The following is a 22,554-nucleotide window of genomic DNA, read 5'->3' as shown; positions in this document are numbered from 1 at the left end:
GGATCGCGGAGCGGGGCGCGGATCGCGGAGCGGGGCGCGGCTAGCGGACCGCCGTGGTGGCGCGATCCCGGCCCGTCAGGTCGGGGTGCGTCGCCGCGGCGCGCCAGCCGTCGGCCTCGAGCAGTCCGCGGATCGCGGCGCCCTGGGTCTCGGCGTGCTCGAGCACGAGGCTGCCGCCGGGGCGCACGAGGCCGAGTCCGATCCGGCTGATGCTCCGGATCAGCTCGAGCCCGTCGGGCCCGCCGTAGAGCGCGAGCTCGGGATCGTGCTCCCGCACCTCCGGATGGCGGGGCACCATGCCCTCCGGAACGTACGGCGGGTTGGACACGAGCACGTCCACGCGGCCCGCGAGCCGCGCGAGCGGCTCGGGATCCCGAACGTCGCCCAGCAGCAGCGTCACGCGGCCCGAGCCCCACTCCCGCACGTTGCGCTCGGCCCACGCGTGCGCCTCGGGGCTCTTCTCCACGGCCCAGACCTGCGCCGCGGGCACCTCGTTCGCGACGGCGAGGGCGATGGCGCCGCTGCCCGTGCAGAGATCGACCGCGATCGGCTCGGGATCCGGAACCGCCTGGAGGGCGTCGATGGCGAACTGCGCCACGGTCTCGGTCTCGGGACGCGGCACGAAGACGCCGGGACCGACCGACAGCTCGATCGAGCGGAACGGCGCGCGGCCCGTGAGGTGCTGCAGCGGCACCCGGCGTGCGCGCTCGCCCGCGAGCTCGCTGGCCCGCTCGAACTGCGCGCGCGGGATCGGCGAGCCGAGCACCGCGAGCGCCTGCGCCCTGCCGCGCGAGACGCCGAGCACGTGGCCGAGGATCAGCTGCGCATCGGTCGCGGGATCCTCGACGCCGCCCGCCGCGAGCACCGCCCGCAACTCGTCCAGCACCGCCGTCGCGCTCCGCTCTTCCACCCTGCAACTCTCCCACAGGTCGCGACGCGCTCCCGCCGCGCTCCGAGTCGGGTACCCGGCGGAGCGGCGTAACACCGCGTCGCATCGCATAACGGTCCGATACCCCTCGAATAACTTCACGCTATAGTTCATGGTGGCTCCAGACCGACTCCCATCATGCCCAGAACGGAGATCGAAGCGCATGTCACGCACCTACGACAACATCACCCAGGCCTTCGGCAACACGCCCCTCGTGCGCCTCAACCGCGTCACCGACGGCGCCGGAGCGGAGGTGCTCGCCAAGCTCGAGTTCTACAACCCCGCGGGCTCGGTGAAGGATCGCATCGGCATCGCGATCATCGACGCCGCCGAGCAGTCGGGCGCGCTGCAGCCCGGCGGCACGATCGTCGAGGGCACGAGCGGCAACACGGGCATCGCCCTCGCCTTCGTGGGCGCGGCGCGCGGCTACCGCGTGATCCTCACCATGCCCGAGACCATGAGCATCGAGCGCCGCAAGCTGCTCGTCGCCTACGGCGCCGAGATCGTGCTCACCGAGGGCCCCCTCGGCATGAGGGGCGCCGTCGCGAGGGCCGAGGAGATCGCCGAGAGCACTCCCGGCGCGGTGCTCGCCCGGCAGTTCGCCAACCCCGCCAACCCGGCCATCCACCGCACCACCACCGGCCCCGAGATCTGGAACGACACCGACGGCCAGGTCGACATCCTCGTCTCGGGCATCGGCACCGGGGGCACCATCACCGGCGCCGGCGGCTACCTCAAGGAGCAGAATCCGCAGATCGAGATCGTCGCCGTCGAGCCCGCCGACTCGCCCATCCTCACCGGCGGACAGCCCGGCCCCCACAAGATCCAGGGCCTCGGGGCCAACTTCGTGCCCGAGATCCTCGACCGCAGCATCTACGACGAGGTCATCGACGTCGCCCTCCCCGACGCGATCGCCGAGGCGCGCGCGCTCGGCACCGACGAGGGCATCCTCGCGGGCATCTCGGGCGGCGCGGCCGTGTGGGCCGCGGTCCAGGTCGCGAAGCGCCCCGAGAACGCCGGTAAGAAGATCGTGGTCGTGGTGCCCGACTTCGGCGAGCGCTACTTCTCGACCGTGCTGTTCGAGGACCTCGAGGTCTAGGCGCCGCGAATCGAGCCGATGTGAGCGTTCTCTCCCGCATCCGCGAAGACGTCGCGGCGGCCCGCGCGCACGATCCGGCGGCGCGCGGCGCCGTCGAGGTGTTCTTCGTGTATTCGGGCCTGCACGCCGTCTGGTGGCATCGCGTCTCCCACACCCTGTGGAGGCGCGGCCTGCGCTTCCTGCCCCGGGCCCTCTCCCAGCTCGCGCGGTTCTTCACGGGCATCGAGATCCACCCCGGCGCCACCATCGGGCGCCGCCTCTTCATCGACCACGGCATGGGCGTGGTGATCGGCGAGACCGCCGTCGTCGGCGACGACGTGCTCATCTACCACGGGGTCACCCTCGGGGGCACGGGCCACAGCAGGGGCAAGCGCCACCCCACGATCGGGGACCGCGTGATCATCGGCGCGGGGGCGCAGCTGCTCGGCGACATCGAGCTGGGCCACGACAGCGCCGTCGGCTCCAACGCCGTCGTCGTGCACTCCGCCGAGCCGTGGACGACGCTCACCGGCATTCCCGCCCGGGGACGCCCGCGACGCGGCGCCCCCCGCGCGGAGCAGCCCGACATGGCCGACTTCTACGTCATCTGAGGGCCGCCTCAGCGCAGCCGTCGGCCGTGCTCCTCCATCCACCGCTTCGTGCGCACGTACTCGACGGCGATCATCGTGATCCCGAGCAGCCAGAACGGGATCTGCACCGCGAACGCCACCCGGAACGCCCCGAGCGAGTACTGCTCGGGCGAACCCGCGCCCTGCAGGTCGAGCAGCAGGCCGACGAGCAGGATCACGAGCAGCGCCGCCGTGAAGCCGCCCGTGTTCACGAGGCCCGTGCCGAACCCCGCGAAGCTGCGCGGGGTGTGCGAGCGCGCGACCTCGAACGAGATCATCGAGGCCGGGCCGCCGAGCGGCATCACCACGAGCAGCACGACGAGCAGCCACGTCGGCGGGGTACCCGGCCACACCAGCACCGCGATCCAGACCGTCGCGATCGCCGCCGTGATGGACACGTTGATCCACACCCGGCGCTCGGCGTAGCGCGAGCTGATGGGCCCCAGCACGAGGCCCGCCACCATCGACGACACCACCGTCAGGCTCAGCAGCGCGCCCGCCGCCGACTGCGGCAGACCCGCCCCGCCCACCAGGAACGGCGTGCCCCACAGCAGGATGAACGCGGTGCCGGCGAAGGGCGAGGTGAAGTGCACCCAGTACGCGAGGCGCACCCCCGGCAGGCGCAGCAGGCGCCGTGCGCGAAACCAGAACCCCAGCCCCCGCGCACGGGGCTCCTTCACCACCGGGATCATCGCGGTGGCCGGAGGGGCCATCTCGACGACGCCCGTCGGCGGCGGCGTGGCGAGTGAGCGCGCGTTCCTGCTGAGACGACCCGGCCTGCCCGTGATCCGCTCGAACAGCGTGCCGTCGCCCGGGCGGTCCCGCAGCACGACCGAGCCGAGCAGCACCACGAGCAGCCCGACCGCCGCCACGCCCAGGAAGCCGTTCGTCCATCCGGCGACGCCCACCAGCAGCGCGAGCGGCGTCACCGAGACCAGCTGGCCGGCCTGACCGATGAGGCCGGTGAGCTGGCTCACGGTCGGCAGCTGCCGCAACGCGAACCACTCCGGGAGCATGCGCATCACGCTGATGAACGTGCACGCGTCGCCGGCCCCCACCAGCACTCGGGCGAGGATCGCGAGCGTCACGTCGGAGACGGTCGCCATGCCCACCTGCCCGACCACCATGAGCAGGCCGCCGCCGACGAGCATGTTCGTCGGCCCGAAACGATCGAGCAGCACCCCCACCGGGATCTGCAGGCCCGCGTACACGGCGAGCTGGATCATCGCGAACATCGACAGCGCGGTCGCGTCGATGCCGAAGTGGTCCTGTGCGGCGGGGCCCAGTGCCGCGAGCGAGGAGCGGTTGATGATCGCGATGGCGTAGGCGAACGCCGCGACCCCCCAGACGACCCAGGGCAGCAGGGGTCGACCGGTTCGCATGTGCTCCATGCTATCGCCCGGGTGATGCCGCGACGGCCGCTCAGGCGCGCGGCGGCTCGACGCTCAGGCGCGCGGCGGCAACGGCGGGCCGTCGGGGAAGTCGCGGCGCGTGAGGTCCAGGAACAGCGCGTCCTCGAGCCGCCCGCCCGGGCGCACCTGGTAGTCGCGCAGCACGCCGATGCGGCGGAAGCCGAGGCGCTCGTAACTGCGGATGGCGCCCTCGTTGCCGACATTGGGGTCGAGCGTGACGCGCGAGATGCCCTCGGCGAACTCCTCGCGGATCGCGAGCGCGAGCGCCTCCTCGCCGATGCGGCGTCCGCGGAACCCCGTGCCGATGAAGATGTGCATGACGGTCGTGGGGTATTCCGGATCGTCGCCGCGCAGCACGTACATGGCGCCGGCGCACTCTCCGCCGACCTCGATGATGCGCGTCGTCTCCGGCGCCTCGATGAACTCCTGCTGCACGCGCTCCGGCGTGTAGCCGACCCACCACTGCGCGACCTCGGGCTCGGCGAGAATCGCGAGGAGCGGGTCGCGATCGGCTTCCGCGGGCGCGCGGAGCGTCACGCACGGACCGACGATGGGCGCTGCGACTCTGCTGGGGGCGTTCACACCCTCAGCGTAGCGCCCATGAGCCCTCTCGCGGGATCGACCGCCCGCGCGCGGAGCCGCCCCCGCACGAATGCGGAACTACTGCCCCAGCGCCTTAAGCCGATCCGTCTCGTCCATGCGGATGCAGGACTCGATGACGGGGTCCAGCGCGCCGTTCATCACGGCGTCGAGGTTGTACGCCTTGTACCCGGTGCGGTGGTCGGCGACGCGGTTCTCGGGGAAGTTGTAGGTGCGGATGCGCTCGGATCGATCCATGGTGCGGATCTGGCTCGAGCGGTGCGCCGAGGCCTCGGCCGCGGCCTCCTCCTGCTGCTTCGCGAGCAGCCGGGCGCGGAGCACGCGCATGGCGGCCTCGCGGTTCTGCAGCTGCGACTTCTCGTTCTGCATCGCTACCACGATGCCCGTGGGCAGGTGCGTGATGCGCACCGCCGAGTCGGTCGTGTTGACCGACTGGCCGCCGGGCCCCGACGAGCGGTACACGTCGATCTTGAGGTCGTTCTGGTTGACCTCGACCTCCTCCGGCTCGTCGACCTCCGGATAGACGAGCACGCCCGTGGTCGAGGTGTGGATGCGCCCCTGCGACTCGGTGACGGGTACCCGCTGCACGCGGTGCACGCCCCCCTCGTACTTGAGGTGCGCCCACACGCCCTGCGACGGGTCGCCCGCGTTCGACTTGATGGCGACCTGCACGTTCTTGTAGCCGCCGAGGTCGCTCTCGTCGGCCTCGAGCATCTCGGTCTTCCAGCCCTTGGACTCCGCGTAGTGCAGGTACATGCGCAGCAGGTCGGCGCCGAAGAGCGCCGACTCCGCGCCGCCCTCGCCGCCCTTGATCTCGAGGATCACGTCACGGGCGTCGTCCGGGTCGCGCGGGATCAGGAGCCGGCGCACCTTCTCCTGAGCCTCGGCGAGGGACTCCTCGAGCGCCGGGATCTCCTCGGCGAACGCCTCATCCTCCCTCGCCAGCTCGCGCGCGGCCTCGAGATCGTCGCCGAGCTGCTGCCACTGCTCGTACGCGGCCTTGATCCTGCTGAGCTCGGCGTAGCGCCGGTTCACCTTCTTGGCCCGGCCGGCATCGGCGTGCAGGGAGGGATCTGCGAGCTCGTCCTGCAGCCGCGCGTGCTCGACGAGCAGCGCCTCGACCTGCTCGAACATCAGAACTTGCCGGAGCGCTGGATCTCGGCGAGCAGAGCGGAGTTCGACCCGGTGGCGCGCAGCCGCTCGAGCGCCTTCTCGGAGGCGTCGTCGTGGTCCAGCGCGGCGCGGAGCCGCGCGAGCACGACCGCTTCGTCGGCGCCGAGCAGCGCGTCGACGTTGCGGGTGAGCGAGTCCGAGAGATCGACGACGGGCGCGAGGCCCGGCTGCGCCTTCTTGAACCGGATCTCGCTGTTGACGACGGCGCGGACCTCGCGCAGCAGCATCTTGTCGGCGTCGATACCGGTCTTGGCGTGCACGGTGGCGAGCACGGTGAGCGATCCGCCGTTCTCCACGTTGCGCGCCGCCGCGAGCAGGCGCTTGATCTGCCCCAGCGCGAACTCGTCTATCTCGTCGAGACCGGGCCGCGCGGCGGTGTGCTGCGCCTGCGCGTAGGCCCTGGCCAGGCGGTTCAGCGAGTCGATCAGCACGACCACGTCGTGACCGAGCTCGACGAGGCGCTTGGCTCGGTCGACGGCCAGCTCGGCGATGGTCGCCTGGTCCTCGGCCGGGCGGTCGAAGCTCGCGGCGACGACCTCGCCGGCGACGGTGCGCTGCAGCTGGGTGATCTCCTCGGGCTGCGCGTCGGCGAGCACGAGCATCAGGTGCGCGTCGGGCTTGTTCGCGCTGACGGCATGCGCGATCTCGCCGAGCACCGCGACGCCGGACCGCTGCTCGGGGATCACCAGGAGGCCGCGCTGGCCGAGGCCGATGGGCGCGGCGATGTCGATCGCGCGGCCCACCAGCCGATCCTGCGAGGTCTCCAGGCGCAGGCGCTCCTGCGGGAAGACCGGGATCAGCTCCGCGAGATCGGCGCGCTTCTCGTTCTCGTCGGCCGGTCGGCCGTTGACGCTGTCGACCTTGACGATCGCGTTGTACTTCTGGCGGCCGCCGCCGTCACCCTCGCGGGGCTGGCGGATGGCGCCGGCCACGGCGTCTCCGCGGCGCAGACCGTACTTCTTGACCTGGCCGAGCGAGACGTACACGTCGCTCGTGCCGGGGAGGTAGCCGCTCGTGCGCACGAAGGCGTAGTTGTCGAGCACGTCGAGGATGCCCGCGATGGGCAGCAGCACGTCGTCCTCCGTGATCTCGGGCTCGAGATCGTCGTTCTGACCGCGGCGCTTGCGGTCGCGCTGGCGAGTGCGGCTGGAGCGCGCCGAGTTGTCGCCGTTCTTGTCGCCGTTCTGGGAGTGTCCGCGGCCCTTGCCGCCCTCGTCGTTCGCGGAGCTCTGCTCGGCGGCCTCGCCCGAGTCGGCGTTGTCGACCTTCTGCGAGCGGCCCCGGCCCCGGCGGCTGCGGCCCTGCCTCTCGCTCTCGGCGGCGCCCGCCTCGCCCTTCTCCCCCTCGGGCTTCTCGGCCTCGGGCTTGGCGGCGGCGTCCTGCTCGCTCTTCTCGCCCCCGGCATCGGGCGCGGCCTCCGCTGCCTGCGCGCGGCGACTGCGTCCGCGCTTGGCGGGGGCGGTGTCGGGGGCCGTCTCAGCCTCGGCGCTGCGGTCGCCCTCGGCGGCGGGACCCGCTTCCTCCGCACCGGCCCGGTCGGCCGCCGGGGCCTCGGCCTCGACGGGCTTCTTGCGGCTGCGCGTCGCGCGCTTCTTCGGAGCCTCCGCGGGCGCCTCCTCGGCGGCGGCGGCCTGCACTGGGGCGTTCCGCTCGCCCGCTCCATCGGCGGACGTCTCGGCCGCCGGGGCCTCGGCCTCGACGGGCTTCTTGCGGCTGCGCGTCGCGCGCTTCTTCGGAGCCTCCGCGGGCGCCTCCTCGGCGGCGGCGGCCTGCACTGGGGCGTTCCGCTCGCCCGCTCCATCGGCGGACGTCTCGGCCGCCGGGGCCTCGGCCTCGACGGGCTTCTTGCGGCTGCGCGTCGCGCGCTTCTTCGGAGCCTCCGCGGGCGCCTCCTCGGCGGCGGCGGCCTGCACTGGGGCGTTCCGCTCGCCCGCTCCATCGGCGGACGTCTCGGCCGCCGGGGCCTCGGCCTCGACGGGCTTCTTGCGGCTGCGCGTCGCGCGCTTCTTCGGAGCCTCCGCGAGCGCCTCCTCGGCGGCGGGGGCCGCGGCGGCCGCGGGAGCCGAGACTGGGGCGCCGGCTACGGCGCCGGCCTCGGCGGCAACGGCCTCGCTCGTGGCGCCGGCGGCCGCGGTCGCGCGGCGGGAGGCGCGGCGGCGAACCGGCGCGGCCTCCTCGACAGGCGTGTTATTGGTGTCTTCTACGTTCGTTTCCACGTTCTTCCTCTCGGAACGCCGCCGGAACAGCGCGCGCATTCGGCCTCGCCTTCCCGCGGTAGTGCACAGACGTGCGTCGGGATCACCGGACAAGTGGTCGCGGTGAGGAAATCGATCCGAACTCCGCGAGTCTGAAGCGAGCGGCGATCGCTCGCCGCTCATGGCTCGCACTGCACGCGCCCGGAGAGGAGACCGATCGCTCGCCCTCCCGGACCCGCTCCCGGACCGTCTGGGTCTCGGCTGCGTGAAGCCCGGGCGACTACGCGGGGATCGACTCCACTGTAGCACCCTTCGTGTCGACGGCCAGGGTCAGCGACTGCCATTCCGCGTGCCGCTCGGCCACGAGGTCGGCGGCGCGCAGGCGCTCCCCCGGTCCGTTCGAGAGCACGAGGATCGACGGGCCGGCTCCGGAGACCACCGCCGGGTGGCCGTCCGCGCGCAGCTCTCCGATCAGGTCGCGGGTGGCCGGCATGGCGTCTCCGCGGTAGTGCTGGTGCAGGCGGTCCTCCGTCGCCTCGAGCAGCAGCTCCGGGCTCTGCGTGAGCGCGGCGATGAGCAGCGCGGATCGCGAGACGTTGAACACCGCGTCCTCGTGCGGCACCTGCTTCGGCTGCAGGCTGCGAGCCAGCTCGGTCGACATGGTGAAGCTCGGAACGAGCACGAGCGGCGCCACGCCGCGATGCACCATCAGCCTCTTGAAGCGAGGGCCCCGCTCGGTCGTCCACGCGATCGTGAGCCCGCCGAAGAGCGCCGGTGCGACGTTGTCGGGGTGCCCCTCGAGCTCGGTCGCGAACGCGAGGAGCTCGTCCTCGCTCAGCTCCAGGGGCGAATCCGGGTCGCTCTGCAGCATCCCCGCCGCGATCATGATGCCCGCCACGATCGCCGCTCCGGACGAACCCATGCCCCGCCCGTGGGGGATGCGGTTGCGCGCGGCGATCTCGAGCCCCGGAACGGGGCGCCCGAGACGCTCGAAGACGTGCGCGGCCGAACGCACCACGAGGTTCGACGCGTCGGTGGGCACCTCCCCCTCGCCGACCCCTGTCACGCGCACCGTCGCGCCCGGCTCGTCCCGGGTCTCGGCGACGAGCTCGTCGCCGTAAGCGAGCGCGATGCCCAGCGTGTCGAAGCCCGGCCCGAGGTTGGCGCTCGTCGCCGGAACCTTCACGCGCACGGCGCGGTGCGCGGACGGCGCGGATCCCCCGCTCACTCGCCCCCCTCCAGACGCAGCACGCTGATGACGTCGAGCACCACGTCGGCGGCGCGCAGCGCGTCCACGGTCGCGGCGAGATCGGCCTCGCGCGCGACGTGCGTGCCGATGACCAGCGAGGCCCTGCCCTCGGCATCCTGGGCCACCGACTGCTCCACGCTGGCCGCCGAGACGCCGTGCTCGGCGAGGATGCCGGCGATGCCCGCCAGCACCCCGGGCTGATCCCGCACCTCGAGCATGATCTGATAGGCGGTGTTGACCTCCCCCACCGGCAGGATGGGAAGGTCGGCGTGCAGCGATCCGGCGATGCCCGGCCCGCCCGCGACGTGGCGCCTGGCCGCCGAGACGAGATCCCCCAGCACCGCCGAAGCGGTCTCGGCGCCGCCGGCGCCGGCGCCGTAGAACATCAGCTCCCCGGCCGACTCGGCCTCGACGAACACCGCGTTCTTGCCCTCGTGCACCGCGGCGAGCGGGTGGTCGCGGCTGATCAGCGCGGGGTACACGCGCGCCGAGATGCCCTCGACGCCGTCGGAGGAGGTGATGCGCTCGGCGATCGCGAGCAGCTTGATCACGTATCCCGCGCTCTTCGCGGCCTCGATCTGCTCGGCGGTGATGCCCGTGATGCCCTCGCGGTGCACGGCGTCGACCGGTACTTCGGTGTGGAACGCGATGCTCGCGAGGATGGTCGCCTTCTGCGCGGCGTCGTAGCCCTCGACGTCGAGCGTGGGGTCGGCCTCGAGGAAGCCGAGCTCGCTCGCCACCCGCGCCGCATCCTCGGCGCTGTCGCCGAAGCGATCCATGCGGTCGAGGATGTAGTTGGTGGAGCCGTTGACGATGCCGAGCACCCGGGTGATGTGATCGCCGGCGAGGCTCTCGCGCAGGGGGCGCAGGATCGGGATCGCAGCGGCCACCGCCGCCTCGTAGGAGAGCTGGGCGCCCACCTGCTCGGCCGCCTCGAACAGCTCGGGCCCGTGCTCGGCGAGGAGCGCCTTGTTGGCCGTGACCACGTCGGCGCCGCCCTGCAGCGCCTGCAGGATGAGCGTGCGGGCCGGCTCGATGCCGCCCATGAGCTCGATGACGACGTCGGCGCCCTGCACCAGCCGCTCGGCGTCGGTGGTGAAGAGATCGCGCGGCAGTTCGACGTCGCGCGGGGAGTCGACGTCGCGCACCGCGATGCCGGCGAGCGTGAGGCGCGCGCCGATGCGCGCGGCGAGCTCGTCCCCGTGCTCGAGGATCAGCCTGGCCACCTGTGCGCCGACCGAGCCGCAGCCCAGAAGAGCGACGCGCAGATCACGGTACCCGTTCACTTCGTATCTCCGTTTCGTCAAGAATCCGCCTGTTCAGGTGTCGAGGTGCGGAGGCCGGCTGCAGGATCAGTCTGCGGGCGGCCTCCGACATTCATGGGGATCCGGGGCCGACGACGCTCTTCGCCAGCAGCTCGTGCTCGGTCTCGCCGCGCACGATGAGCCGCGCCGCGCCGTCCCGCACCGCCACGACCGGCGGCCGCGGCACGTAGTTGTAGTTGCTCGCGAGCGACCAGCAGTAGGCGCCGGTCGCCGGGACGGCGAGGGTGTCGCCCGGGCGCACGTCGCCCGGGAGCAGGTCGCGCCGCACCACGATGTCGCCCGACTCGCAGTGCTTGCCCACCACGCGCACGAGCGCGGGCGCGGCGTCGCTCTCGCGGTTCGCGAGGCGCACCTGATAGTCGGCGCCGTAGAGCGCCGGCCGCGCATTGTCGCTCATGCCTCCGTCGACGCTCACGTAGAGCCGCTCGGCATGCCCGAGGTCGGCGGGGTCGGCGTCGACATCCGAGCCGGCCAGACGCACGGCCTTGGTCGTGCCGACCGTGTACAGCGTCACGCCCGCCTGCCCGATGATCGTGCGGCCCGGCTCGAACGCGAGCCGGGGCACCGCGATCCCGAGGTTCTGCGCGCCCTCCGCCACGATGTCGACGAGCTCGCGCGCGACATCGGCGATCGCGGGGGCCTCGTCGGCCTGGGCGCTCGTGTAGGCGATGCCGAAACCGCCGCCGAGGTTGAGCTCGGGGATGGGACGGCCCGCCAGGCGCTCGAGCTCGGGATACGCGCCGAGCAGCCGCCCGGCGGACTCACGGAAGCCGTCCGTCGCGAAGATCTGGGAGCCGATGTGGCAGTGCAGCCCGACGAAGTCGAGGCTGTCGTGGGCGAGGATCGCCGCGACGAGGCGGGGGGCCTCCGTGAGCGGCTGCCCGAACTTCTGGTCCTCGTGCGAGGTGGCGAGGAAGTCGTGAGTGGAGGCGTGCACGCCGCTGTTGACGCGCAGTCGCACCCGCTGCCTGCGCCCCGTCGCGGCGGCGGCCGCGGCGACGCGTTCCGTCTCGATCTCGCTGTCGATGACGATCGTGCCGACGCCCGCCTCGACCGCGCGCGCGATCTCGCGCTCCGACTTGTTGTTGCCGTGGAATCCGATGCGGGCCGGATCGACGCCGGCAGCCAGGGCCACCGCGAGCTCCCCGCCGCTGGCGACGTCGACGGACAGGCCCTCCTCGGCCATCCAGCGCGCCACCTCGACGCACAGGAACGCCTTGCCCGCGTAGTACACCGCGGCGGTCGTGCCGATGCGCTCGGCCTCGCGCTGCAGCGCCTCGCGCGCCTCGCGCGCGCGATCCCGGGCCGCTTGCTCGTCGATCACGTACAGCGGCGACCCGAACTCGGCGATGAGCTCCGTCGCGCGGACGCCGCCGAGCTTCAGCTCGCGGCACTCGCGGCCGCGCCGGGCCGCGGGGGGGAAGACGCGCGGATCGATGGCGTTGGGGTCTGCGGCGGCCTGCGCCTGCGTCATCGTTCGCTCCTGGTGGTCGGCGTTCTGGGCACGACCGGACTGCGCCGGCCGAGGGTCTGAGTGGTGTTCGCGCCCGCTCGCGCAACCGTGGGTCGGCCGATGGCGAGCGGACCCGGTTTGGCCCCTGAAGCCGTGCGAACGGAGGCTCAGCCTCTCAGAACGAACCCGATCAGTGTAGCGCGCCTCTCGCCGCCGCGCCGCCGCGCCGCAGCCCGATGCGCCCCGCGGGCCGCGGGAGCGCGAGGCCGGCGCCCTACCCGACGCCCTCGAGCATCTCGGCGTGGGTGTTTCCGATGTTCCTCAGCACCTCCGGCCGCTTGGCGCTGATCCACCAGAACCTGGCGAAGGCGAGCAGCATCGTGCCGACGAAGATGTACGGGATCGCGTTGAGCGGGAACGCCGGGACGGGCCAGACGTTGGCGAGGAACACATACGCCATCGCCGCCACGGCGACCACGGCGCAGATCCGCACCAGCGTGTTGGGCACGCCGATCCGTCGCGTGTAGATGATGCCCGCGATCGCCACGAGCGCGTAGGCGACCATGTACCCGTAGGTGCCGTAGGTGTCGACCCAGACCACGATCTCCATCGGCTGGGTCCCGGCGAGCAGCAGGACGATGTCGAGCACGATCGCCGCCGGGCCCGCGATGAGCAGTACGCGGTGCGGCGTGAGGTGGGCCTCGTGCGTGCGTCCGAAGCGCTCGGGTACGATGCCCTCCTTGCCCATCACGTAGATGATGCGCCCCACGACGTTGAGCGGAGCGACGACCACCGCGAAGAACGAGGCGGCGACGCCGAAGACGAGGACCGGCGCGAACCAGGCCGGCATGCCGACGCGATCGTTGATGGCCTGCAGCGGGCTCGCGACCTCCCCGAGCTCGTCGCCGAGCACCGCGATCTGAGTGTAGGCGGCGAAGACGTACAGCACCCCGACGGCCACCGCGCTCCACATGATCGCGCGGGGGATCGCCGTGCGCGGGTTGCGGGCCTCGCGGCCGAGCGCGTCGGCGGAGGAGAATCCGACGAAGCCGAGGATCCCCAGCACCATGCCCGCCGCGACTCCCTGGAAGGGCACGCCCTCGAACGAGAACTGCGCCGGATCCCACGCGTCGGGGCCGAGCCAGGCCAACGCGGCCACCAGCAGCACGAGGATGATGCAGACCGATACGAGCTCGAGCACCAGCGAGACCCGAGCGGAGATGCGGATGCCCCGGATCGTGAAGAATGTGGCGAGCGCGCCGATGGCCGCGGTGAGCACGATCAGCCACAGGGTCCCCGTGGCCGGCACGCCGAACAGCTGCAGCAGATCGGCGGCGTACGACACGGCGCCTCCGAGGGATCCGGCGGCGATGCCCCAGGAGCCGATGAGCAGCGCGACGCCCGCCGCGAAGGCGCCGGTCGGCCCCAGTCCCTTCGAGACGTAGGTGTAGAGGGAGCCCGCCGAGGCGTGCCTGCGGGCGAACACCGTGACGATGTAGCCGACGCAGAGGATCACGATGGTGGCGAGCGCGAACGCCAGCATGGTGCCGTTGCCCGCGCCGAGGAAGATGGAGGCAGCGGTGAAGGCGATAACGGCGCTCGGCGCGATGCTCGCGATGGCCTGGGCCGCGAGCTCGGGCCCGGACATCACCCCCTCGCGCAGGCCGGCGTCGGCCTTTCGCCCTGTCGTCTCAGTCATGTTCTCTCCTTTGAGTGTTAGAGGTGCAGCGAGCGCTGCCTTCAGGGGATGAGCAGCGTGCGCAGCACGCCCCCCGCTTCGAGGTCGTCGAACGCCTCGGCAGCCTCGCCGAGCGGCCGGCGGCCCGAGATCAGCGGGTCGAGCTTCAGCTGGCCGTCCATGTAGCGGTCGACGAGCGCCGGGATATCGATCGACGGCCGCACCGAGCCGTAGTTGGATCCGAGGATGCGCTGGTCGGCCTCGGCGAGCACCAGCGGCTCGAACGAGGCCCTGGCGCCGGTGGGCGGCAGCCCGACGATGACGGCGGCGCCGCCGAGACCGAGCATGCGGATCGCCTGCTCGGTGGTGGAGGTGCGGCCGATGGCGTCGAAGGCGTAATCGACCCCGTCTGGGACGAGCTCGAACAGCCGCTCGACCGCGTCTCTCCCGGAGCCGGCGACCTCGGAGGCGTCGATGCGGTCCGTCGCGCCGAACTGGAGGGCCATGCGGGTCTTGTCGGGAACCACGTCGATCGCGATGATGCGCTCGGCACCGGCGAGCTTCGCGCCCTGCACCACGTTCAGGCCGACTCCGCCGCAGCCGATCACGGCGACGGTGGCGCCCGGCTCCACGGCCGCGGTGTTGAGCACGGCGCCGACGCCGGTCGCGACCGCGCATCCGACGACGGCGATCACGTCGAGCGGGGCGTCGTCGCGCACCTTGATCGCACCGGAGGCCGGCACGACGACCTCCTCCGCGAAGGATGACACGGCGAGATAGTGGTGCAGGCTCTCGCCGCCGCTGCTCAGTCGCGAGGTTCCGTCGAAGAGCACGCCTCTCGGTGCGACGACCGTGGCGACCTTCTGGCAGCGCGCCTCGTGCCCCTGCAGGCAGTAGCGGCACTCGCCGCAGGGCGGTACCCAGCTCAGCACCACGTGGTCTCCGACGGCGAGGGAGGTGACCCCCTCGCCGAGCTCGGTCACGACGCCCGAGCCCTCGTGACCCATCACCATGGGCGCGGGCGCATTCCACTCCCCTCGCTTGACGTGCAGGTCCGAGTGGCACACCCCGGCCGCCGCGATCCGCACCCGCACCTCGCCGGCCTTCGGGGCGGCGAGATCGACGTCGACGACCCGGACCCTGGTCTCGGGATCGCGAAACACCACGGCCTTCATGCGTACTCCTTCGTCGCTCGCTCTGCGCGGATCGCGCCGCCCGCCCGCGAGCTCCGAAGCGGAGACGGCTGAGGAGATCGTACGGACCTCGAGCTCCCGTTGTCACTGCGCCAGAAGACGAATAAATCCCGATGACATGGACACTCGGTACACTCGGTACATGTCCCTCGATCTGTCGGCGGTCGCGCGCGCTGTGGGCGGCACGTGCGTCCCCCACAGCCTCCCGGACCGCACGCCGGTCGACGGGGTGTCGGCCCTCGAATCGTTCGTCGTCATCGGCAACCCCGACTACGCCACACTGATCACCGCTGCCCCGGATGGGCTCATCGCGGCGCTCGAAGCCGAGGACGACGGTCGCGAGGATCTGAGCGGAGCCGTGTACGTGAGCCCGGCGGACGATCCCCGTCTGCGCGCGGAGCTCGCGCGGCACGACATGACCGCCATCCTGGGAACCCGCGTCGGGGGCGCGGCGCTCCACGCCACCCTGGCGGCGCTGATCGCGGACGACCGGGCGGCGGCGGACCGGCTCGTCACCGCCGGTATGAACGTGCTGACCCAGGTCGCGCGGCGCGGAGGGGTCACCGCGGTGATCGCTGAGCTCGCCCATCGCATCGACGGCTGGGCCGTGCTGCTCGACGCCCAGGGCCAGCTCGTGGCGAGCGCGGGCGCCGGGCGCCTGCACGTGTCGGATGCCGCGGCGCTGGCCCTCGGCCGTCCGGTCCGCGTGCGCCACGACGGACTGCAGCTGCACCAGGTCGGATCGGACCGCGACCTGGCCGGATACCTCGTCATCGCCACGCGCTCGAGCCGCACGAGCCACTCCCGCGACCTCGCCTCGCTCGCCGCCGCACTGTTCGACCTGCTGCTCCGCACGCACGATCCCTCGCTCACCGAGCACCTCGGTCGGGAGGCGCTGCTCTCCACGCTGCTCGCCGGAGGCGGGAGCGCCCGCGAGCTGCTGCGGCGATGGGGCGTCCACGAACCGAGCCTGACGGCATTCGAACTCGGGGCGAAAACCCGCACGATCGACCTGGAGCGCCTGCTCCGGCGCTGGTTCGACGAGCTCGGCGCCGAGCACGTCTTCGCAGCGGATCACGACCGGATGCGGGGATTCGTGCGCGACGAGCTCGCGAGCGAGCTCGCACTGCGCGTCGAGTCCTTCACGCCGGTGGCGGGGCGCGGCGTGCACCTCGGCGTGGGCGCCTCCGCACCGGCCGAGGCGCTCTCCCGCAGCGCCGTGCAGGCGCGTCAGGCGCTCGACACCGCGCTCGAGGACGGGCGGCGAGTGATCTCCTACGCCGCGCTCGCCACCGTCGACCTCGTGCTCTCGACGCTCGACGAGGCGTCGGGCGAGGCGCTCTCGTCGATACTCGATCCACTGCGGGAGCCGTCGGGGAGGCACGGGGAGCTCGCGCGCACGCTGCACGTCTTCCTCTCGACGCACGGCGGCCATCGCGCGAGCGCCGAGCAACTCGGCATTCATCGCCAGACGCTCGCCTCGCGCATCCGCCGTGTCGAGGGCCTCACCGGGCTCTCGATGGATCGCGCCGACGATCGCGCCGCCGCCTGGCTCGCGCTGCGGGCCGCGGGTATCTGAGCGCCCGCCCTCAGCCGCAGCTCCCGGGTTCCAGCTGCGCCGGGTCGGAGAGGATCTCGGGCGCGAGATCCGCCTCGATCCTCACCGACCCGGTGCTCGAGAGCACGATGCCGGTCAGCGTGATGCCGGCGGGAATTCGGTCGCGCACGCACACGGTCTGCGGTTCGAGGATCGGGTCGAGCAGGGATCCGGTGGCCTGCGAGATCTGCTCGGCGCTGAGGTCGAGGCCCGCGGCGCTCACCCCCCGCGGATCGATCTCCACATCGCCGCCGGTCACCGCGATGCCGATGCGGGCCGTGATCGGCACGCTCTGCCCGAACGCCTCGACCGTGCGGCCGACCGCGAGCTCCCCGCCGCGCACCTCCCCGGTCTGGGCGACGCCCGAGGTGAGCAGCCCGATGACCGCGCCCAGCTGCTCCCTGGGCACCGTGAGCGAGGCCCTGCCGCCGCGGATCTCGCCCGACCCGGGGCTCCAGGGCGAGAAATCGGCGTAGGCCTCCGCGTCGACGGGGATGCCCTCGACCAGCGGAGCGTTCGGAATGTCGATGGTCGCGTCCCCGATGCCGCCCCGCAGCGCGTTCAGCAGCGCGGAACCGCCGAGCGTCACCTCGACCGGGTGGTCGTCGGTCAGCCGCAGCTGCTCGCGCACGATGCCGCCGACCACGCCGGGGATGACGAGGCGCAGCGCGACCTCCGCCGCCCCGGCGAGCAGCACGACGGTGAGCAGGATCGCCAGGATCCTGCGCCCCCAGCGCGACCTCCGCTTCGCCACGCGTCCCCTACAGCCGCTCCGGAGCCGACACGCCCAGCAGGTCGAGGCCGCCCCGCAGCACCTGGCCCGCCGCGTCGTTGAGCCACAGGCGCGTGCGGTGCAGCCCGCCGACCTCCTCGCCCGCGAGCGGCAGCACCCGGCAGTTGTCGTACCAGCGGTGGTAGGCCGCCGCGAGCTCCTCGAGGAAGCGCGCGATGCGGTGCGGCTCGCGCAGCTCGGCGGCTCCGGCCACGATGCCCGGGTACTGCTGCAGCTTGCCCAGCAGCTCGGTCTCGGTCTCGTGCGCGAGCAGTTCGGGCGCGAAGCCGTCCTCCCGGCGCACTCCGGCCTCGGCGGCGTTGCGGTCGACCGCGCAGGTGCGGGCGTGCGCGTACTGCACGTAGAAGACGGGGTTGTCGTTCGTGCGGCTGCGCAGCTTCTCGCCGTCGAGCGCCAGCGGGGAGTCCGCCGGGTAGCGCGCGAGCCAGTAGCGCAGCGCGTCGCTGCCGAGCCACTCGAGCAGGTCGTCGAGCTCGATGATGTTGCCCGCGCGCTTCGAGAGGCGCGCGCCGTTGAGGTTGACGAGCTGGCCGATGAGCACCGTGATGTCGGTCTCGATGTCGTCGCCCGCCGCTCCCGCGATCGCGGTGAGGCGGCCGATGTAGCCGTGGTGGTCGGCTCCCAGCAGATAGATCTTCTCGCCGAAGCCGCGGTCCATCTTCGAGAGGTAGTAGGCCGCGTCGGCGGCGAAGTAGGTGTAGACGCCGTTGCCGCGGGTGAAGACGCGGTCCTTGTCGTCGCCGAAGTCGGTGGTGCGCACCCAGATGGCGCCCTCCTCCTCGAAGACGTGCCCCTGCTCGCGCAGGCGGTCGATCGCCGCTTCGATGGGGCTCTTGCCGCCGCCCTCGCCCCGCTCGTGCAGCGTGCGCTCCGAGAAGAACACGTCGAAGTGCACGTTGAAGCGCTCGAGCGAGTCCTTGATCTCGGCGAGCTGCAGCTGGTAGCCGAGATCCTGCGCCTGCTCCAGCGCGGCGTCGCGGTCGCTCGCGGCGAGTTCCGCGAGACCCGGGATCCGCTCGCGCACCTTGCCGCCGAGCTCCCGGATGTACTCGCCCGGGTACGCGTCCTCGGGCGCCTCCTCGCCGAGCGCAGCCGCGAGCACGGAGCGGCCGAACTTGTTCATCTGCGCACCGGCGTCGTTGATGTAGTACTCGCTCGTCACCTCGGCGCCGGCCGCGCGCAGCACCCGCGCCGTGGAATCGCCGAGCGCCGCCCAGCGGGTGTGCCCCATGTGCAGCGGACCCGTGGGGTTGGCGCTCACGAACTCGAGGTTGATCCTCTGGCCCGCGAGCGCGTCGCCGCGCCCGTACGCCTCTCCCTGCTCGACGACGCGGCGCGCGGTCTCCCCCGCGCTGGCCGCGTCGAGGGTGATGTTGATGAAGCCGGGGCCCGCGACCTCGGCCTTCGCGACCCCCTCGATCGCGGCGGCGCGCTCGGTGATCTCCCGGGCCAGCTCGCGCGGATTCGTGCCGAGGCGCTTCGCGAACTTCATGGCCGCGTTCGAGGCCCAGTCGCCGTGCTCGCGGTTCTTCGGGCGTTCCACCTGCGTGTCCTGGTCGGTGACCTCGATCCCGGCGCCGCGGGAGGCGACGATATCGGTCAGGATGCGTGCGAGGGCGCTGGCGAGTTCTTGAGGCGTCACGGAGGTCCAGTCTACTCGGGATCGGCCGCGCGCCTCGCGCCCCGGGAGACGCGCCGGACGGCGCGAGGCGGGCCTGGCGGGTGGATCCCGAGACGTTGATGAACTCATCATCCGAGGGCGCTAGCCTGAGCGCATGGTCCCCGCCCCCGCCGCATCCGCCCCCAGTGCTCCCCCTGCGACCGGCCTCTCGCCGAAACGGCTCTACGGCATCGCCGCGACCGCGGAGATGATCACCTGGGCGCTGCTGATCGCGGGCATGGTCGCGCGGTACGGCTTCGGGTTCGACGCGCTGATGTTCCCCGTCGGGCTCGCGCACGGCACGGCCTTCGTCTCCTACGCGGTCGTCTCCGCCGTCGTGGGCCTGAACCAGCGGTGGCCCTTCGGGCGCCTGATCGCAGCGGTCGCGCTCGCGGTCGTGCCGTTCGCGACGCTCCCCTTCGACCGGTGGCTCGTGCGCCGCGGACTGCTCGAGGGCCCGTGGCGCACGCAGGCCGGCGACGACCCGCGGGACGCCTCCGCCATCGACCGCGCGCTGCGGTTCTGGCTGCGCCACCCCATCGCGCTCGTCGCGGTGCTCGCGCTCGCCGTCGCGATCGTCGTGGTGGTGCTGCTGCAGCTCGGGCCGCCGACGCAGTGGTTCGCCTGATCGGCAGATAACCCCGGAATCGGGCCGAGGCGGACCGAGCACGGTCGGGACGGGCCGACCGGCGCGAAAAAGCCCGGGTGGAACCGAACATCGGTTCCACCCGGGCTCGCGGCTGCCAGTGCCCCCGGAGGGATTCGAACCCCCGACCTACGGTACCGGAAACCGGCGCTCTATCCCCTGAGCTACGGAGGCGAGCAGCGGCAGCCGCGACTAGCCTAGCGCACATCCGAGCGCTCCCGGTGCACGGGTGCACGCCCTCGACTCCGTTAGGCTCGAATCGATGCCGACCGACCCCGGAGCGTGAAGATGCCCCTCGACCTGCTGCCCGCCGCCGACGCCCCCGACTTGCTCGGTGCTCCCGTGCGAGAGGCGCTGACGCGGCTCGATTCCGCGCTCACCGCGCGGGTCCGCGTCGCGGCGATCGACCCCGGGCTGGCCGACACCGCCGCGTTCTGCGACGCGTACGGCGTGGAGCCCGCCGCCTCCGCCAACTGCATCGTCGTCGCGGGACGCCGTGGCGACGAGGTCGCGTACGCCGCCTGCGTCGTGCTGGCCACGACCCGCGCCGACGTCAACCGGACGGTGCGCAAGCTCCTCGGGGCGCGCAAGGCGAGCTTCGCGCCGATGGACGAGGCGGTGGCGCTCACCGGCATGGAGTACGGCGGCATCACGCCCCTCGGGCTTCCGGAAGGGTGGCGGATCCTCGTCGACTCGCGCGTGCGCGACGTGCCCGAGGCGATCGTCGGCGCCGGAGTCCGGGCGGCCAAGATCGCGCTGCCCGGCGCGACGCTGTGCGCGCTGCCCGGGATCGAAGTGGTCGAGGGACTCGCGGCGGAGACGTGACCCGCCGCGAGCCCCTCGGCTCCGGACCGCGATCAGGCGAGCGACGCGCTCAGCGTGATGTCGACCGCCTTCAGCGCCTGCGAGACCGGGCAGCCCTCCTTCGCCGCCTCCGCGATGCGCAGGAAGTCCTGCTCCGAAATGCCGTCGACCCGGCCGACGACGGTCAGGTGGATGCCGGTGATGCCGGATCCCGCGACGAAGGTGACCTCGGCGCTCGTGTTCAGCTGCGCGGGCGGGGTGCCGTTGCCCGCCAGTTCGTTGGAGAGGGCCATGGCGTAGCAGGTCGCATGGGCCGACGCGATGAGCTCCTCCGGAGTCGTCACCCCGCCCGACTCCTCGCCGCGCGCCTTCCAGTTCACGTCGAACGTGCCGACACCGGAGGTCTCGAGGGTGGTCCTGCCTGAGCCGCTGGCCAGGTCGCCGTTCCAGACGGTGCTGGCCTTGTTCACGATGGGGGTGGGCATGTGTTCCTCCTGGGTGTCGTCGGTGCGGAAGACGCCAGCCGAGCGCCGGGGGATGCGGATCCGTCTACGAGGCCCTGAACGGAAGCGACGAGCCGCCGGTCGGACGACGCCCCCGCCGCAGAGCGCCCGCGGCCCGCGGCCCGCCACTGGTTCGCGTGCGGCCAGCCTACCCGACGGGTTCGGAACAATCGAGGCGGGCTACCGGTCGTCGAGCGGCTTCCCGCCGCGATCCACCAGCCCCCAGGTCGCGGTCGCGGCGACGATGAAGAACACCGCGAAGACGGTGAAGGTCAGCCCCGCTCCCCCCGCCGCGAGCAGCAACGGCACGAGCAGCGGCGCCGCGATCGAGGCGATGCGCCCCACCCCCGCGGCCCAGCCCGCCCCGGTGCCGCGCAGCGACGTCGGGTACAGCTCCGGCGTGACCGCGTAGAGCGCGCCCCACGCACCGAGGTTGAAGAACGAGAGCGCCATGCCCGACGCGATGATGGCCGCCTCCGCGTACACCGTGCCGAACACGATGGCCGACACCGCCGAGCCGATGAGGAACACGGAGAGCGTGAGCCGGCGGCCCCAAACCTCGATCAGCCACGCCGCGACGGCGTAGCCGGGCAGCTGCGCCAGCGTGATGACGAGGGTGAAGCCGAAGGAGCGCACGAGGCTGAACCCCGCGTCCACGAGAATGCTCGGGATCCAGATGAACGCGCCGTAGTAGGCGAAGTTGACGCAGAACCACACGAGCCAGATCGAGACGGTGCGGGCGCGGAACTCCGGCGACCAGAGGACCGCGAGCCGGGCGCCCGTCGAAGCGGCGAAGCGGCTCTGCCGATCCGTCGCGCCGGGCGCTGAGGGGTCGGGTTCGGCGGGCTCGGGCGCTCCCCGCGCAGGCACGGCTTGCGGCGCCGGGCGGGATCCCGCACCCGCCGACCGCTGCGCCGCGGCCTCGAAGTCGGCGACGATGCGCTCGGCCTCCTCTCCGCGCCCCCGGCTGATCAGCCAGCGCGGCGACTCGGGCAGGCCCCAGCGCACCGCGAGCGCGTACACCGCCGGGATCGCTCCGAGCGCGAAGGCCCAGCGCCAGCCGTTCTCGTCGGCGGGCACCACGAAGTAGCCGATCACCGCCGCGGCCGTCCAGCCGACGGCCCAGAAGGCCTCGAGGATCACGATGAGCCGGCCGCGGATGCGGGCGGGCGCGAACTCGCTGACGTAGGTCGAGGCCACGGGCAGCTCGGCGCCGAGGCCGAGGCCGACGAAGAAGCGCAGCACGATGAGCAGCGCCACACCGCCGGCGAGGGCGCTCGCACCGGTCGCGACGCCGTAGACCAGCAGCGTGAGGGCGAAGACCTGGCGGCGTCCGAAGCGGTCGGCCAGCAGTCCGCCCACGCTGGCGCCCACCGCCATGCCCGCGAAGCCGATCGACGCGATGAGCCCGCTCTCCGCCTTGCCGATGCCCCAGTGCTGCGTGAGCGCGGCGATGATGAAGGAGATGAGCCCGACATCCATGGCATCGAGCGCCCAGCCGATGCCCGAGCCTGTGAGCACGCGGCCGTGCCCGCGCGCGAAGGGGAGCGCGTCGAGGCGCTGCGAGAGCGCGCGGGGGCTCGCAGAAGTTTCGCTCATGCCTCAATCGTAGAGCCCTGCGGATCATCCGGGATCTGC

At 72.5% G+C, this 22,554-nt stretch carries 19 protein-coding genes and 1 tRNA gene; 5 read left to right on the top strand and 15 right to left on the bottom strand.

What is annotated here, in order from left to right:
• Positions 1-40: 40 nt before the first annotated feature.
• A complete protein-coding gene (gene prmC, locus D1J51_RS07620) occupies positions 41-910 on the bottom strand; it encodes a peptide chain release factor N(5)-glutamine methyltransferase (RefSeq protein WP_240423034.1) in 870 nt (289 codons plus the stop codon).
• Positions 911-1,091: 181 nt separating this feature from the next.
• On the opposite strand from prmC, the gene cysK reads away from it, so the two are divergent.
• A complete protein-coding gene (cysK, locus tag D1J51_RS07615) occupies positions 1,092-2,027 on the top strand; it encodes a cysteine synthase A (RefSeq protein ID WP_119074584.1) in 936 nt (311 codons plus the stop codon).
• A 20-nt stretch (positions 2,028-2,047) separates the two neighbouring features.
• Complete coding sequence (gene epsC / locus D1J51_RS07610) at positions 2,048-2,617, top strand: serine O-acetyltransferase EpsC (protein WP_119074583.1); 570 nt, start codon at positions 2,048-2,050, stop codon at positions 2,615-2,617.
• Positions 2,618-2,625: 8 nt separating this feature from the next.
• Here the strand turns inward: epsC and D1J51_RS07605 are convergent, their stop codons facing one another.
• The 9 genes from D1J51_RS07605 to D1J51_RS07565 all read right to left on the bottom strand — a co-directional run bounded on the left by D1J51_RS07605 (position 2,626) and on the right by D1J51_RS07565 (position 14,895).
• Positions 2,626-4,017 carry an MFS transporter gene (locus tag D1J51_RS07605; protein ID WP_119074582.1) on the bottom strand — a complete coding sequence of 464 codons (1,392 nt, stop codon included), beginning with the start codon at positions 4,015-4,017 and terminating at the stop codon, positions 2,626-2,628.
• A gap of 63 nt (positions 4,018-4,080) precedes the next feature.
• The gene (locus D1J51_RS07600; protein WP_119074581.1) at positions 4,081-4,629 is read right to left on the bottom strand and encodes a GNAT family N-acetyltransferase; all 549 of its coding nucleotides are present in this window, start codon (positions 4,627-4,629) and stop codon (positions 4,081-4,083) included.
• A gap of 78 nt (positions 4,630-4,707) precedes the next feature.
• Positions 4,708-5,781 carry a peptide chain release factor 1 gene (gene prfA, locus D1J51_RS07595; protein ID WP_119074580.1) on the bottom strand — a complete coding sequence of 358 codons (1,074 nt, stop codon included), beginning with the start codon at positions 5,779-5,781 and terminating at the stop codon, positions 4,708-4,710.
• Positions 5,781-8,036, bottom strand: coding sequence for a transcription termination factor Rho (gene rho / locus D1J51_RS07590; protein ID WP_240423032.1), 2,256 nt, complete (start codon positions 8,034-8,036; stop codon positions 5,781-5,783). Before rho ends, prfA begins: the two co-directional genes overlap by 1 nt.
• Before the next feature lie 259 nt (positions 8,037-8,295).
• The gene (thrB, locus tag D1J51_RS07585; RefSeq protein WP_119074578.1) at positions 8,296-9,243 is read right to left on the bottom strand and encodes a homoserine kinase; all 948 of its coding nucleotides are present in this window, start codon (positions 9,241-9,243) and stop codon (positions 8,296-8,298) included.
• Positions 9,240-10,550 carry a homoserine dehydrogenase gene (locus D1J51_RS07580; RefSeq protein ID WP_119074577.1) on the bottom strand — a complete coding sequence of 437 codons (1,311 nt, stop codon included), beginning with the start codon at positions 10,548-10,550 and terminating at the stop codon, positions 9,240-9,242. The genes thrB and D1J51_RS07580 overlap by 4 nt, the downstream gene beginning before the upstream one ends.
• A 91-nt stretch (positions 10,551-10,641) precedes the next feature.
• Positions 10,642-12,063: a diaminopimelate decarboxylase gene (lysA, locus tag D1J51_RS07575; RefSeq protein WP_119074576.1), complete on the bottom strand. Its 1,422-nt coding sequence runs from the start codon at positions 12,061-12,063 to the stop codon at positions 10,642-10,644.
• 253 nt (positions 12,064-12,316) lie between these two features.
• Positions 12,317-13,741, bottom strand: a complete 1,425-nt coding sequence (locus tag D1J51_RS07570) for an APC family permease (RefSeq protein WP_119074575.1) — start codon at positions 13,739-13,741, stop codon at positions 12,317-12,319.
• A gap of 41 nt (positions 13,742-13,782) precedes the next feature.
• The gene (locus tag D1J51_RS07565) at positions 13,783-14,895 is read right to left on the bottom strand and encodes an alcohol dehydrogenase catalytic domain-containing protein (RefSeq protein ID WP_119074574.1); all 1,113 of its coding nucleotides are present in this window, start codon (positions 14,893-14,895) and stop codon (positions 13,783-13,785) included.
• A gap of 160 nt (positions 14,896-15,055) precedes the next feature.
• Here D1J51_RS07565 and D1J51_RS07560 point away from each other — a divergent pair, with 160 nt between their 5' ends.
• The gene (locus D1J51_RS07560) at positions 15,056-16,492 is read left to right on the top strand and encodes a helix-turn-helix domain-containing protein (RefSeq protein ID WP_119074658.1); all 1,437 of its coding nucleotides are present in this window, start codon (positions 15,056-15,058) and stop codon (positions 16,490-16,492) included.
• Positions 16,493-16,502: 10 nt separating this feature from the next.
• Here the strand turns inward: D1J51_RS07560 and D1J51_RS07555 are convergent, their stop codons facing one another.
• Positions 16,503-17,264 carry an LmeA family phospholipid-binding protein gene (locus D1J51_RS07555; RefSeq protein ID WP_119074573.1) on the bottom strand — a complete coding sequence of 254 codons (762 nt, stop codon included), beginning with the start codon at positions 17,262-17,264 and terminating at the stop codon, positions 16,503-16,505.
• 7 nt (positions 17,265-17,271) lie between these two features.
• The gene (argS, locus tag D1J51_RS07550) at positions 17,272-18,945 is read right to left on the bottom strand and encodes an arginine--tRNA ligase (protein ID WP_119074572.1); all 1,674 of its coding nucleotides are present in this window, start codon (positions 18,943-18,945) and stop codon (positions 17,272-17,274) included.
• Positions 18,946-19,078: 133 nt separating this feature from the next.
• Between argS and D1J51_RS07545 the strand changes: the two genes are divergently transcribed.
• Positions 19,079-19,591: a DUF3817 domain-containing protein gene (locus tag D1J51_RS07545; protein ID WP_119074571.1), complete on the top strand. Its 513-nt coding sequence runs from the start codon at positions 19,079-19,081 to the stop codon at positions 19,589-19,591.
• A gap of 119 nt (positions 19,592-19,710) precedes the next feature.
• On the opposite strand, the gene D1J51_RS07540 is transcribed toward D1J51_RS07545, so the two are convergent.
• A tRNA-Arg gene (locus tag D1J51_RS07540) sits at positions 19,711-19,783 on the bottom strand.
• A gap of 114 nt (positions 19,784-19,897) precedes the next feature.
• On the opposite strand from D1J51_RS07540, the gene D1J51_RS07535 reads away from it, so the two are divergent.
• Complete coding sequence (locus D1J51_RS07535; RefSeq protein ID WP_119074657.1) at positions 19,898-20,434, top strand: YbaK/EbsC family protein; 537 nt, start codon at positions 19,898-19,900, stop codon at positions 20,432-20,434.
• A 32-nt stretch (positions 20,435-20,466) separates the two neighbouring features.
• Here D1J51_RS07535 and D1J51_RS07530 read toward each other — a convergent pair whose 3' ends face one another.
• Together D1J51_RS07530 and D1J51_RS07525 are read right to left on the bottom strand one after the other, a co-directional pair.
• Entirely contained in the window at positions 20,467-20,898 is a 432-nt protein-coding gene (locus tag D1J51_RS07530; protein ID WP_119074570.1) for an OsmC family peroxiredoxin, read from the bottom strand.
• 198 nt (positions 20,899-21,096) lie between these two features.
• The gene (locus tag D1J51_RS07525) at positions 21,097-22,515 is read right to left on the bottom strand and encodes an MFS transporter (RefSeq protein ID WP_119074569.1); all 1,419 of its coding nucleotides are present in this window, start codon (positions 22,513-22,515) and stop codon (positions 21,097-21,099) included.
• Positions 22,516-22,554: the final 39 nt, after the last annotated feature.

This window comes from Leucobacter sp. wl10 (genome assembly GCF_003569785.1).
Classification (GTDB): Bacteria; Actinomycetota; Actinomycetes; order Actinomycetales; family Microbacteriaceae; genus Leucobacter.
Note: the sequence above shows the minus strand (reverse complement) of the source record. Positions and strands in the feature narration are given on the sequence as shown.

Bases quoted from the DNA above. Each gene is read 5' to 3' on its own strand.
- cysK (WP_119074584.1), top strand. From the start codon at position 1,092: ATGTCACGCACCTACGACAACATCACCCAGGCCTTCGGCAACACGCCC.
- D1J51_RS07605 (WP_119074582.1), bottom strand. From the start codon at position 4,017: ATGCGAACCGGTCGACCCCTGCTGCCCTGGGTCGTCTGGGGGGTCGCG.
- prfA (WP_119074580.1), bottom strand. From the start codon at position 5,781: ATGTTCGAGCAGGTCGAGGCGCTGCTCGTCGAGCACGCGCGGCTGCAG.
- lysA (WP_119074576.1), bottom strand. From the start codon at position 12,063: ATGACGCAGGCGCAGGCCGCCGCAGACCCCAACGCCATCGATCCGCGC.
- D1J51_RS07570 (WP_119074575.1), bottom strand. From the start codon at position 13,741: ATGACTGAGACGACAGGGCGAAAGGCCGACGCCGGCCTGCGCGAGGGG.
- D1J51_RS07565 (WP_119074574.1), bottom strand. From the start codon at position 14,895: ATGAAGGCCGTGGTGTTTCGCGATCCCGAGACCAGGGTCCGGGTCGTC.
- D1J51_RS07560 (WP_119074658.1), top strand. From the start codon at position 15,056: ATGTCCCTCGATCTGTCGGCGGTCGCGCGCGCTGTGGGCGGCACGTGC.
- D1J51_RS07545 (WP_119074571.1), top strand. From the start codon at position 19,079: ATGGTCCCCGCCCCCGCCGCATCCGCCCCCAGTGCTCCCCCTGCGACC.
- D1J51_RS07535 (WP_119074657.1), top strand. From the start codon at position 19,898: ATGCCCCTCGACCTGCTGCCCGCCGCCGACGCCCCCGACTTGCTCGGT.
- D1J51_RS07530 (WP_119074570.1), bottom strand. From the start codon at position 20,898: ATGCCCACCCCCATCGTGAACAAGGCCAGCACCGTCTGGAACGGCGAC.
- D1J51_RS07525 (WP_119074569.1), bottom strand. From the start codon at position 22,515: ATGAGCGAAACTTCTGCGAGCCCCCGCGCGCTCTCGCAGCGCCTCGAC.